The organism is Gallintestinimicrobium sp. (assembly GCF_046968865.1).
GTDB classification, from domain to species: domain Bacteria; phylum Bacillota; class Clostridia; order Lachnospirales; family Lachnospiraceae; genus Gallintestinimicrobium; species Gallintestinimicrobium propionicum.
Genome location: NZ_JBKVPW010000013.1, coordinates 31,520 through 44,928, shown reverse-complemented (window position 1 = coordinate 44,928; position 13,409 = coordinate 31,520). Strand labels below are relative to the sequence as shown.

8 protein-coding genes are annotated in these 13,409 nt (G+C 46.2%); 1 reads left to right on the top strand and 7 read right to left on the bottom strand.

Features of this window, described 5'->3' with window-relative positions; translation table 11 throughout:
• Positions 1-215 precede the first annotated feature (215 nt).
• The 4 genes from ACLTOQ_RS11705 to ACLTOQ_RS11690 all read right to left on the bottom strand — a co-directional run bounded on the left by ACLTOQ_RS11705 (position 216) and on the right by ACLTOQ_RS11690 (position 6,417).
• On the bottom strand, positions 216-1,868 hold the full coding sequence (locus tag ACLTOQ_RS11705) for an ABC transporter permease subunit (RefSeq protein ID WP_412319499.1): 1,653 nt from the start codon (positions 1,866-1,868) through the stop codon (positions 216-218).
• 17 nt (positions 1,869-1,885) lie between these two features.
• Entirely contained in the window at positions 1,886-3,394 is a 1,509-nt protein-coding gene (locus ACLTOQ_RS11700; RefSeq protein WP_337562441.1) for a sugar ABC transporter ATP-binding protein, read from the bottom strand.
• A 148-nt stretch (positions 3,395-3,542) separates the two neighbouring features.
• Complete coding sequence (locus tag ACLTOQ_RS11695; protein WP_412319498.1) at positions 3,543-4,871, bottom strand: substrate-binding domain-containing protein; 1,329 nt, start codon at positions 4,869-4,871, stop codon at positions 3,543-3,545.
• Between the two features lie 202 nt (positions 4,872-5,073).
• Positions 5,074-6,417, bottom strand: a complete 1,344-nt coding sequence (locus tag ACLTOQ_RS11690; protein ID WP_412319497.1) for an MATE family efflux transporter — start codon at positions 6,415-6,417, stop codon at positions 5,074-5,076.
• 412 nt (positions 6,418-6,829) lie between these two features.
• On the opposite strand from ACLTOQ_RS11690, the gene gpmA reads away from it, so the two are divergent.
• Positions 6,830-7,579 (top strand): 2,3-diphosphoglycerate-dependent phosphoglycerate mutase, encoded by a 750-nt coding sequence (gene gpmA, locus ACLTOQ_RS11685; RefSeq protein WP_021916105.1) that lies wholly within the window; start codon positions 6,830-6,832, stop codon positions 7,577-7,579.
• Positions 7,580-7,913: 334 nt separating this feature from the next.
• Here gpmA and carB read toward each other — a convergent pair whose 3' ends face one another.
• The 3 genes from carB to mutY form a co-directional block, all read right to left on the bottom strand.
• On the bottom strand, positions 7,914-11,138 hold the full coding sequence (carB, locus tag ACLTOQ_RS11680; protein ID WP_262587867.1) for a carbamoyl-phosphate synthase large subunit: 3,225 nt from the start codon (positions 11,136-11,138) through the stop codon (positions 7,914-7,916).
• Between the two features lie 95 nt (positions 11,139-11,233).
• Complete coding sequence (locus ACLTOQ_RS11675) at positions 11,234-12,259, bottom strand: glycosyltransferase family A protein (RefSeq protein ID WP_337673525.1); 1,026 nt, start codon at positions 12,257-12,259, stop codon at positions 11,234-11,236.
• The gene (gene mutY, locus ACLTOQ_RS11670; RefSeq protein ID WP_412319496.1) at positions 12,256-13,389 is read right to left on the bottom strand and encodes an A/G-specific adenine glycosylase; all 1,134 of its coding nucleotides are present in this window, start codon (positions 13,387-13,389) and stop codon (positions 12,256-12,258) included. Before mutY ends, ACLTOQ_RS11675 begins: the two co-directional genes overlap by 4 nt.
• Positions 13,390-13,409 lie beyond the last annotated feature (20 nt).

Below are 13,409 nucleotides of genomic sequence, written 5' to 3'. Positions count from 1 at the left end.
CTTGGCACATTCTCGCGCCGAGGCGCGGTTGCTTTAGCAACCATCTACCCTTGCGCCGAGTGCGCATCCTCGCGGAGCGTTTTTATCGTATAGAAACGAAGTTTCCTATACGACAAAAGACCGCCCTCGCCATCCATCGGACGGCCGGGCGGTCCTGCTTTCCTATTTTCCTGTAAAAACGTTGTCAGAATCAAAAGCCTCCAACGTTGATATCCTTATTTTTTCTGTACATATTTCAGACAGTCAAGGGTTACGGCTGCCAGGATAATGATACCTTCAAAGATGAACTGAAGGTTTGTATCAATACCCAGAATCGTCAGAGAGTAGGTCAGAGAGGTAAAGATCAATACACCCGTTACAACTCCGGAAATCTTACCGATACCACCGGTAAAGGAAACACCGCCAACTACGCAGGCTGCGATGGCATCCATATCCCATCCCTGTCCATAAGCTGCACTGCCGGAACCAACCATACGGTTACATTCCAGCCAGGAGCCGAAGCCATACAGGATACCTGCCAGGATAAATGCTCCCATCGTTACTTTGAATACAGAAATACCAGATACTGCTGCTGCTTCCGGATTTCCGCCTACCGCATACAGGTTTTTACCAAATGTTGTTTTATTCCAGATAAACCATACAATGATAACTGCTGCAACTGCCCACAGGATGATCGTCGGGAATTTGCCGATCTGCGGAATGAATGTGTTAGGGATCGCAAAATCGATGGCACCGAAGGATACACCCTTGGTAGCATAGGTTACCAGACCAAAAATGATCAGCATATTCGCCATTGTAGAAATAAACGGATGCATTTTGAATCTTGCCATGAAGAAGCCGGCAATCATGGAAAATACCGTTGTAAAGATCACACACATTAACAATGCAAGCAATGCTTTCGCAGTAGGAGCCATAGCAGAGAAGTCAAATACATGCCCGAATACGGCACCTGTATTGATTCCATTATGCATGATAATGGTTGCTGTAACCATACCCAGACCAACCATACGTCCTACCGAAAGGTCCGTACCTGTCAACAGGATCAGGCCGGCAACACCAAGTGCAAGGAACATACGCGGGGATGCCTGCTGTAAGATATTCAGGATGTTGGTAACGGTCAGCAGCTGTGTATTTTTAACAATCGGTGTGATGATACACAATGCAATAAAAATCAGGATGATTACGATGTACAGGCCATTTTTGTACAAAAACTGGGATAAATTGAAGGAGTATCTGTAATTTTCCAGTTTCTGTGCTCTCTGCTGAGGGAATGTGAACTTGGAGGTTCTCAGCAGATCGATCAGATGATATTTATGCATGAATGCTTCATGTCTTCTGTCTTTGATCTCCTGCATTCTGGATTCGTGAGCCATCTGTGCATCAAACAATTTGTTTTTCAACACATATTTTTCAGCCTTGATCTCCTCTGCATCCTTCAGAGAAGCGATCTTTTTCTGATGCTCGCTCTTTAAATCTGCTTTGACCTTCTCATATCTGCTGTTTTCTTCTGCCTTTGCAGCCTTACAGCTATTGTTTACTACATCGTAGTAATCCTTCTTGTAATGCTTCGCCAGATAATCCTCTGCCTCTGCGATCAGCTTTTTAATTTCTTCCTTGTTGTCTGCTTCTACCTTTTTCGCATTTTCCAGCTCTTTTTTGCTGTTTTCAATGATCTTATCTCTCTGTGCTTTGGATAAGTTCTTATTTTCCTTTGCGATAGCGATCTGGTTTTTCAGATCATTCACCTTGTCCGATCCGTCTACGCGTAATGCGTCAATTTTCTTTTGGATCTTTTCCACATATTCATCGATGGGCTTCAAAAGCTTTGCTTCTTCTTCAGCCGAAATAATAACGCTGTTTTCTGCCATTTCCACTTTTCCTCCTGTTACAGATATTTCGCACTGAGTCTCAGTAATTCTTCCTGGTTTGTTTCTTTTGTATTTACAATTCCAGCCAGGCGTCCGTTGGACATAACACCGATCCGGTTGGTAATACCAAGAATTTCCGGCATTTCGGAAGAAACAACGATGATCGTTTTTCCCTGTTTTGCCATATTGATGATCAGTTCATAGATTTCATATTTTGCTCCAACGTCGATTCCTCGTGTCGGATCATCCATCATAAATACGCTCGGAGAACGCTCCAGCCACTTACCGAAGATGGCCTTCTGCTGGTTACCGCCGGAAAGGTTGGAGATCATATCATCCGGTCCCATACATTTTGTATGCATGACCTTGATCTCATCGGCTGTTGCACGTACCATCTTATCATTGGATAATGCGATCCCGCTTTTATAATGATTCATATTTGCAATGGTAGTATTGAATGTGATATCACCCTTTAAGAACAGACCATTGGCTTTTCTTTCCTCTGTGATCAGTGCAAATCCATGATCCATAGCATCCTTCGGAGAGGAGAAGTTCATCAGTTTTCCGTCATACACGACCGTTCCTTCTGCTCTTGTACGAATTCCGAAGATCGTCTCCAGAAGCTCGGTACGACCGGCACCAACCAGACCATAAAATCCAAAGATTTCTCCTTTTCTGATATCAAAAGAAATGTTCTGCAGTTTTGGTGCATATTTTGTTGATATATTTTGTACGGAGAGAATGGTTTCTCCCGGTGTATTGTCTACAGGTGGAAATCTGTTATCCAGAGAACGACCAACCATGGCGGCGATCAGTTCATTCATATCTGTTTCTGTGCTCGCCTTGGTCATAACCAGGCTTCCGTCCCGCAGCACCGATATTTCATCACAGATTTCAAATATTTCATCCATTTTATGTGAAATGTAAATCAGAGAAATTCCCTGAGCCTTCAACTGACGCATCATCTTAAAGAGTTTTTCAACCTCCGGTGCAGTCAGAGATGAGGTAGGCTCATCCAGTACGATAACTTTGGAATGATAGGAAATCGCTTTTGCGATCTCACACATCTGCCTCTGAGATACAGACATTTTCTTCATTGGCTGCGTCAGATCAACTGTAATTCCCAGCTTTCTGAACAGGTCTGATGTTTCTTTTTTCATTCTTCCTTCGTCGATCACTCCAACGGAATTCTTTGGGTATCTTCCAAGGAACATGTTATCTACAACACTTCTTTCAAGACACTGGTTCAACTCCTGGTGTACCATTGCCACTCCGTTTTCCAGTGCATCCTTCGGACCGGAGAAATTCACTTCTTTTCCGTCCAGTACGATGGTTCCTTCATCTTTCTGATAGGTTCCAAAGAGGCATTTCATCATTGTCGATTTTCCGGCACCGTTTTCACCCATCAGTCCCATAATGGTTCCAGGTTTGACATTCATGCTGATATGTTTCAGAACCTTATTTCTACCGAACGATTTGCTCATGCCGTTAATCGATAAGATATATTTATTCTTATCTTCTGTCATAGCTGCGCTTCCTTTTCTTAGTAAAGAAGGGTATCATTGCTGACACCCCTCTATAATTTCATTCATTTACGGTAACGATTCAGAAACCTCATCTCGATTTCGCATGGCTCTGAATCGTTGCCATTTACACTTTTATTCTGTCTCTAAATTATTTGGAGAGAAGTGATGTATATGCTGCCGCATTATCGGTCTTAACCATGTTAATTGCAAAAGCATCATACTCGCTCGGGTTTCCAAGACGGTTTGTGATATTGGACTCTGTCTGTCCGTCTCCACCGATGTAATCTACCTTCAGGTTCAGCAGATCATCATATTTCTCCAGCAGAGGCTGATAGGTAGAGCTCAGGAAGTTATCCGATGCGTTGTAGATATTCAGCCATACTTTTTTGGATGGGCTCTTGCTTTCATCCAGCTGTTTTGCAACCTTGTCGTAAACTTTTGTAGAATCTGTGAAATCGTTGTAGTTATCGGCTGTTACAGCAATATTTAATGCGTAGTAAGATCTCTCTTCTTCGCTGTATCTGTAATCTTCACCCTCTGTCAGGCAGTTGCCGGCTTCATCTGCTGTACCGATACCGGTATTGATATCTACACCGTCCAGTGCGTTACGCAGAACTCTCAGTGTCAGGTAAGCCTGAACGTCTGCATGCTGAGAAATTGTTCCGCCATATCCTTCACCGATTGCTGCTACAGCATCACTGTTTGCATCATAACCGAAGGTAGGAACTTTGTTGTCTTTTGCCCATGCATTGAACATTGACATTCCCATACCATCGTTGTTGGAAACTACAACATCGATCTGATCACCGAAGGAAGCTGTCCATGTTCCGATCGCGTTACCAGCTGTTGCAGCATCCCATGTTGCACCTGCTGAGTTTTTCATTTCCTGAGAAGCCAGCTCACGGATCGTATATGTTTTTCCATCTACTTCCAGAGTTGCATCCTGTACAACCTTTGCTTTTCCATCTACGTTTGTTCCAGCCGGTGTGGAATCTACTGTGCCTTCTGCTTCTACGCCGGTTCCCAGTGTAGAACGAACACCACGGGTACGAGCGATAGAATCGTTGTGTCCGATATCACCGATTGCCAGAACATATCCGATCACGCCATCACCATTTCTGTCAATGGTTTCTGCATTCTTTTTGATGTAATCCAGAACCATCTGTCCCTGCAGTTCAGCACCCTGATTAGCATCAAAACCTACATAGTAAGTATTGCCGTTGAAGTTCAGAGCTTCTTTGTCCAGCTCGCCGGTAGCACTGCTGGAGGGCTGACGGTTAAACCAGCACAGAGGCTTGTCTTTATTTTCTACAGTTGCATCTGCTGATGCAGCAGAATCTGCAGCTTCTGTTGCCGCTGCTTCTGTTTTTTCTGTTGTGGTTGTAGATGCTGTAGAATCTGTTTTGGCTCCGCCGCAGCCAACCATGGATAATACCATAGCTGCTGCCATCATTGTTGCTAATGCTTTTCTTTTCATTTTTTCCTCCCATTTGGTTGTTTTGCTAAATTTCTTTCGTTCTCAGCTGATAAACCTATTATAATCACAAGAGGATTTATTAAAAATAGAATATTTTTTGATTAGTTATTGAAATTTTTAGCTATTTCACAGTTTTTCTAAGATTTTTACAGTAATCCTGTATAGTTTCTTTCATTTCAGGAGGTCAGGTATGTAAAAGATTTCACAGCCTCTTCAAGCACGTCCGGTATCTTGCTGTAAAAATTCCGGCCGCGGCAGCTGCAGTCAGCACTTCTGCCACCGGGAACGAAGCCCAGACACCTGTAATACCGAACATCCTGCTTCCAATGGAAGCAGCCGGCACAATAAGCACCAGATAGCGCAGCAAGGAAATGATAAAGGATGGGATTCCCTCCCCAAGTGCCTCCAGTGCACCGGAAGCCACAACGCTGATTCCGGAAACCACAAAGCCGAGGCTGATGATCCGAAGTGCAGCTGCCCCTTCCCGGATCGTTACACTGTCCTTGGAAAACATACCCATGATCGGTTCCGGAAGCAGTAAAAACAGCGCCGTACCGACCATCAGGATTCCAAAGATAAGTCCGGTACACACGGATAGAATCTGCTTCATCCGCTTTTTTTCTCCTGCCCCGTAATTAAAGCTCAATATCGGACGCATGCCCTGCACAATACCGCTGGCAGGCAGATAAAGGAAGGTCTGCAGCTTGAAATAAACACCCAGCACCAACACATAAACCGAAGAAAACGCGCCTGCGATTTTGTTCAGCAAAGTAATCAAAAGGGACGGCATGCCCAGAGTCAGGGAAGACGGGATTCCAACCGCATAGAGCCTGCCACAGATCGCAGGATCCGGCTTCATATCTTTTATATGGATGGAGACGCCCAGTCCTTTTTTCCTATGCCATACAAGATACATGACAAGCGGCACGATCTGTCCAATCACGGTAGCGATCGCAGCACCCTTTACTTCCATCCGCGGAATGGGACCAATTCCAAAAATGAGGATCGGATCCAACACAATATTCGTCAGACAGCCCGCTGCCAGACATAAGGTCGGAACGATCATATTTCCCAGTGACTGATAAATTTTTTCATAAGCAATATAGACGGAGATCACAAGGGAAAAGCTCAGTACCCAGGTTCCATAGGTAATACCCATCTGATAGATTTCTTCGTCTGTCGTAAAAAGTCTCAGAAAAGACGGAAGAATTGCTGTCAAAAGCACCGACATCAGTACACCGTGCACAATGCTCAAAAACAACCCCTCAGAGGCGCTCTGATCCGCTTTTTTATGTTCTCCCATTCCCAGGAAAAATGCGACTGCTGCACTGATTCCGACCCCAAAGCCTACGCTGATGCTCGTGACCAGTGTCTGCAGCGGATAGACAAGAGAAATTGCCGTCAGCGCCTTCTCTCCGACCCGTGCCACAAACATACTGTCAATAATGTTATAAAGCGAATTTATCAGCATCGACAGCATCATCGGCAAAGACATTGACAATACCAGCGGCAGCACCTTCTTTTCTTTCATAAAATTCTGATCCATTTTGACTCCTTCCTTTCCTCTACGGCAACAATAGAATGCACGCTCTGCGAGCATTCTATTGTCATAAATAAAAAAAAATATGCCTTGGCACATTCTCGCGCCGAGGCGCGGTTGCCTCGGCAACCATCTACCCTTGCGCCGAGTGCGCATCCTCGCGGAGCATTTTTATCGTATGGAAACGAAGTTTCCTATACGATAAAAAAGAGCTATAAACCCTGCAGTTTTAATCTCAGAAACTGCAAAATCTATAGCCCTGTATCAGACAAACCCTATGACCAAACTGTTAGGATATTACCATATCCTGTCTAAAAAGGCAAGCTAAAGTCTTGATTTTTCCGTTCAAATCGTGTATGCTTGTTTGGAATCAAGCAGGCTTAAATGCCTTAAATCACAATCAGGAGGAACAATCACTATGGGTTATCAGTTAGTTATGATCCGCCATGGCGAAAGCGTATGGAATCAGAAAAACCTGTTCACCGGCTGGACTGACGTAGATCTGTCCGAAACCGGACACAAGGAGGCTGCACAGGGCGGCGTTCTGTTAAAGGAAGCAGGCTTCTCCTTTGATGTTTGCTATACTTCTTATCTGCAGCGTGCAATCCACACCGCTAACCATGTTCTGCAGGAGTTAAATGAAGAATGGATTCCTGTTATCAAAACCTGGAAATTAAACGAGCGTCATTACGGTGCTCTGCAGGGTCTCAACAAATCCGAAACTGCTGAAAAATACGGCGAAGCTCAGGTTAAGGTATGGCGTCGTTCTTTCGACGTTCAGCCCCCCGCTCTTGAGCCTACCGACGAGCGTAATCCTGCTCTGCAGGCTCCTTACAAGAACGTAGATCCGAAGGAGCTGCCTCTGACAGAGAGCTTAAAGGACACCATCGCAAGAGTAATTCCTTTCTATGAAGAGAACATCAAGAAGGACATGCTGGCTGGCAAGCAGGTTCTGATCGCAGCTCACGGCAACTCTCTGCGTGCTCTGGTTAAATATCTGGACAACATCTCTGAGAATGAAATCACAGAGCTGAACATCCCTACCGGCGTTCCGCTTGTTTACGAGTTTGACGATAACTTCAACGTAACCGGTCATCATTACCTTGGCGACCAGGCTGCTATCGAAGCTAAGATGAACGCAGTTGCAAAACAGGGCGCAAAGAAATAAATTTCTTAGAAATAAATTTCTTTGAAATAAATTTCTTTGAATAAAAAGAAGGACATGCTTTTCATCTCCGGATGAGCTGCATGTCCTTTTTTTATTATCGTATAGAAAACTTCGTTTTCATACGATAATAAACGCTCCGCGAGGATGCGCACTCGGCGCAAGGGTAGATGGTTGCTAAAGCAACCGCGCCTTGGCGCGAGAATGTGCCAAGGCACATTCTTTTTTATATAAGAAGCCTCATTTTCCATTCGCGTTGTATGCTGCCGGGCGCACCGTAGCAAAAACAGCCGCCGTACAAACACGGCAGCTGTTTTTATTATCGCTATCTGATATTTTATTTATCGATAATGCTTGCATGGAACTCCTGCAGAGACTGCACCGGAAGCTTGCCGTCACGTTTTGCGGAACGGATGCCTTCTACAGTTGCCTTTGCAGCAGCCATGGTTGTAATATACGGAATACGGTTCTTAATGGCAGCCTTACGAATGTAGCTGTCGTCGGTTGTACCCTTCTTGCCGCGGGGAGTATTGACAATCAGCTGGATCTGGTCATTCGTGATCTTATCCAGGATGTTCGGACGTCCCTCGTTGAGCTTGCATACCTTCAGGGCAGGAATACCGGCCTGTTCGATCAGGTCACAGGTTCTGCCGGTTGCCATAATTTCAAAGCCAAGCTGATAGAAGCCTCTTGCAACGTCAACTACCTCTGCCTTATCTCTGTCATTAACAGAAATCAGCACGCAGCCGGAAGTGGGCAGCTTGGTCTTTGTCGCTTCTTCTGCCTTGAAGAATGCATCACCAAAGTCTGTAGACAGTCCAAGAACCTCACCGGTGGAACGCATTTCAGGTCCGAGTACCGGGTCAACCTCCGGGAACATATTGAAGGGGAATACCGCTTCTTTTACACCGTAGTGAGCGAATTTCTTTTCTTTCAACTCCGGTACCGGGCTCTTGCGTCCGGTATAAGGCAGGGTAACGATATCCGTTGCAATCTGAACCATGTTGATGCCGCAGACCTTGGATACAAGCGGAACGGTTCTGGATGCACGGGGATTTGCCTCGATGACAAATACCTTGCCGTCCTCAATCGCATACTGCATATTCATCAGGCCAACAACATGCAGCTCCTTTGCGATCTTTCTGGTGTAGTCTTTCAGAGTTTCGATCTGCTCTTCTGTCAGTCCTCTCGGGGGAATGATACAAGCAGAGTCACCGGAGTGAATACCAGCCAGCTCGATATGCTCCATAACAGAAGGAACGAATACATGCTCGCCATCGCTGATTGCGTCCGCTTCACACTCGGTTGCATGATGCAGGAATCGGTCAATCAGGATCGGTCTGTCCGGTGTTACACCCACTGCCTGCTGCATGTAGAAGGTCAGCGCTTCATCGTCATAAACGACCTCCATGCCGCGTCCACCAAGGACGTAGGAAGGACGTACCATAACCGGATAGCCGATTCTGTGAGCAGTTTCCAATGCTTCTTCCACATTGACAGCCATGCCTGCTTCCGGCATCGGAATCTCCAGCTTCTCCATCATTTCACGGAACTGGTCACGGTCTTCTGCAAGGTCGATGGCTTCCGGAGTGGTTCCGAGAATATTGACACCGTATTTCTTCAGGTCTGCTGCCAGATTCAGCGGAGTCTGTCCACCGAACTGTGCGATAACGCCAACCGGCTGTTCTTTTTCATAAATTGCAAGGACATCTTCCAGAGTCAGAGGCTCGAAATACAGCTTGTCGGAAGTGTCGTAGTCTGTGGATACCGTCTCAGGGTTACAGTTTACAATGATCGTGGAGAATCCGAGCTTACGCAGTGCTTTTGCAGCATGTACGCAGCAGTAATCGAATTCGATACCCTGACCGATTCTGTTAGGACCGCCGCCGAGGATCATTACCTTCTGTTTGCTGTTGTCTACCGGGCTTTCGTCCTTGATATGATAGCTAGAGTAATAGTATGCGGAATCCTCAGTACCACTTACATGAACACCTTCCCAGCCTTCCACAACGCCAAGCTCTGTTCTGCGTGTCCGAATTGCTTCCTCGGATACACCCAGGATCTGGCTTAAATATTTATCAGAGAAGCCATCCAGTTTCGCCTGTTTCAAATCAGCATCTGCAGGAACCTGTCCGTGATAAGCAGCAACGAGCTTCTCTTCTTCCTCAACCAGCTCCTTCATCTGCTCGATAAAGTAATCCTTAACTTTGGTCAGTTTGTTGATTTCTTCTACAGATGCACCCTTACGCAGCGCTTCATACATGATGAAATAGCGCTCGCTGCTGGGAGTTGCAAGCATGGTCAGAAGCTCCTTTTTGGACTTCTGATCAAAATCCTTTACATGACCAAGACCATAACGGCTCTTTTCCAGAGAACGGATTGCTTTCTGGAATGCTTCCTTATAAGTCTTGCCGATGCTCATGACTTCGCCGACTGCTCTCATCTGAGTTCCGAGCTTATCCTCTACGCCCTTGAACTTTTCAAATGCCCAGCGCGCGAATTTCAGAACGATATAATCGCCGTCCGGAACGTATTTATCCAGTGTGCCATATTTACCGCAAGGAATTTCATCCAGAGTCAGACCGCTTGCCAGCATTGCAGAAACAAGAGCGATCGGGAAACCGGTTGCCTTACTTGCAAGTGCAGAAGATCTGGAAGTTCTGGGGTTGATTTCAATAACAACAACACGACCGGAAATCGGATCATGTGCAAACTGTACATTCGTACCGCCGATTACCTCAATTGCGTCTACGATACGATATGCCTGATCCTGCAGCTTCTTCTGTACCTCCTCGGAAATCGTCAGCATTGGAGCGGAACAGAAGGAATCACCGGTATGCACGCCAACGGGATCGATGTTTTCAATAAAGCATACGGTAATCATATTTCCTTTTGCATCGCGGACAACTTCCAGCTCCAGCTCTTCCCATCCAAGAATGGACTCTTCTACCAGAACCTGACCCACGAGGCTCGCCTGCAGACCTCTTGCGCAGACTGTCTTTAATTCTTCTTTATTATAAACAAGACCGCCGCCGGCGCCGCCCATGGTGTATGCAGGACGCAGAACAACCGGATATCCCAGCTTGTCCGCAATCGCAAGTGCCTCGTCTACGGAGTAGGCGACGTCGCTTCTTGCCATCTCAACACCAAGCGCATTCATGGTATTCTTAAACTCAATACGATCTTCGCCGCGCTCAATTGCATCTACCTGAACGCCGATTACCTTTACATTGTATTTGTCCAGCACGCCTGCTGCCTGCAGCTCGGAGCAAAGATTCAGTCCGGACTGTCCGCCCAGGTTCGGAAGCAGTGCATCCGGGCGTTCCTTTTCAATAATCTGCTCGAGACGTTCCACATTCAGCGGTTCAATATATGTGATATCCGCTGTGTCCGGATCTGTCATGATCGTTGCCGGATTCGAGTTTACCAGTACGATTTCGTAGCCCAGCTTTTTCAGTGCCTTACAAGCCTGTGTGCCGGAGTAATCGAACTCACATGCCTGTCCGATAATGATCGGTCCTGAGCCAATAATCAGTACCTTATGAATGTCTTGTCTTTTCATAAATCCACCCATATTATCCTTTCTGTAAACGTATTCCCTAAAAACCCATTGTATATTCTAGCACAATTTGCAAAGGACAACAAGATTTTTTTCGATTAGTTGAAGCCAAAAAACTTCTGGCAGATTTTGTAGCCTTCCACAGAAATCCATCTTCCGGTTTTTCCAGGCAGATTCATACAGTTTCCTAAAAGACCGTAACGCAGCTTTCTGTAAACCTTCTTGTCCTTTTGTCTGATGTAGTTTAACAGCTCACGCTTTTTCTCGAGAGATTCCGGTGTGTTGATGCGGATCAGCAGGATGGAGGAGATCGTCGTAATGATGTCCAGATAGTTTAGCATATACTTTGCAAGGGGCTTATTGCCCATGATCTCGCTCTTCTTTTCCACAAAGTAGTCTGTCATGATCTGGTTGACCTTGATCTGCTGATCGATTCGTCCGGTCATGACCTTTTCGTTGACGGACTGATCTGACCTGCCGATAAAATAGCGGTAGAAATTCACATCCAGATAGTACATGTTGCGGACATACGGCAGAGGCTCAAAGACATAAATATTGTCCACATAAAATGTATGCTCCGGAAGCTTTAAACCGCATTCCCGCAAAAGCTTCGTCCGATAAATAACGGAATGCATCAGGATATACTGACCGACATGGAAACGTCCGACATCTTCCCAGCCAAACATACGGTATTCCGGCAGGACATGTTTATAACGCATCACCTTTTTGCGGCGTTCACCCTCTTTTTCGTAAACAAAGTTGCTGATCAGAAGATCAAGTGTATCCACACCGCCGGTCAGCTCCCTCAGCTTTTCCAGAATGGCGAGATAGGCATCTTCTTTTACCCAGTCGTCACTGTCTACCACTTTAAAATAAATTCCGGTCGCATTTTCAATTCCGGTGTTGACCGCAGAGCCGTGTCCGCCGTTTTCCTTATGGATCGCCTTTACGATCGTAGGATATTTTGCCGCATATTCGTCTGCGATTTTGGCGGTGTCATCCTTCGAACCGTCGTTGACAATCAAAATTTCAACATCCTCTCCCCCCGGAAGCAGAGATTCGATGCAATGTGCCATATAATCCTGCGAATTATAGCAGGGAATTGCAATAGAAAGCAGTTTCATAGTGTTGTTCCTTTCATCTTCTGGATACCTGTCTGAATTTTCAGATAGGCGCTGTAGGCTGCAAATGCGGACGGAATCGGGTAATTTCCTTCGATTTCCTGTGTCTCAACAAAAAGGAGGGATTCATCCTGACCCATGGGCTCCAGTTCATCCACCAGAACCTGATAGCCGGTCATGTGCCACTCCTTATGGGTGAAAATATGCTTTGATTCCGGAAGCGTCTCTATCCGGACAGCTTCCACACCCTGTTTTTTCAGCCATTCCCTGACCTCTTCCAACGATGCCTTTTTGTCCATCGCCGGAAATTCATACAGTCCCGCCAGCAGTCCCTTTTTCGGACGCTTACGCAAAACGACCTGTCTACTCGTCCGAATCACGAGAATCGTCTTATCTTCGATCGCCCTTGCCTTTTTGGCTGCCTTTTGCGGATACTGCTGCCAGGTGCCATGCAATCCTACAAGACAGAATTCCTGCCACGGACAGTTGCTGCACTTCGGTGCACCGTTTGGCAGACAGACGGTTGCGCCAAGCTCCATCAACGCCTGATTAAAGTCACCGGGGCGATCCTTTGGCATGACAGGACGCAGATCATCCTCTACTCTTTTTTTTACCGACTGATCGGAAATATCGCTGTCATCCTCCAAAAGCCGGGAAATGACACGCAGTACGTTTCCGTCCACTGCGGGATTGGGCTGTTTAAAGGCAATCGAAGAAACCGCGCCAGCTGTGTAGCTTCCAATTCCTTTTAGCTTTAAAAGCTCCCTGTAATCCGACGGCATCTCTCCGCCGTATTCTGTCACAATCTGCTGTGCCGCAGCCTTTAAATTCCGTGCCCTGCTGTAATAGCCGAGCCCTTCCCAAAGTTTTAATAATTCATCGTCATCCACTTCGGCGAGCGCTTCGATATCCGGCAGTCGTTCCATAAAGCGCGCAAAATACGGTTTTACCGCCTCGACCCGCGTCTGCTGCAGCATGATCTCCGATACCCAGACCCGATACGGCGTCGGTTCTTCCCGCCAGGGTAAGCTCCGTCTGCTTTTATCATACCATGTTAATAGTCCCGGTGCAATCCGGTTTAACAGTTCCTGTTTTCTCTGTACTTCAATATTTCTTGGGGTTTGTTGCTTCAATCCAGTTCTCCGTTTTTTTC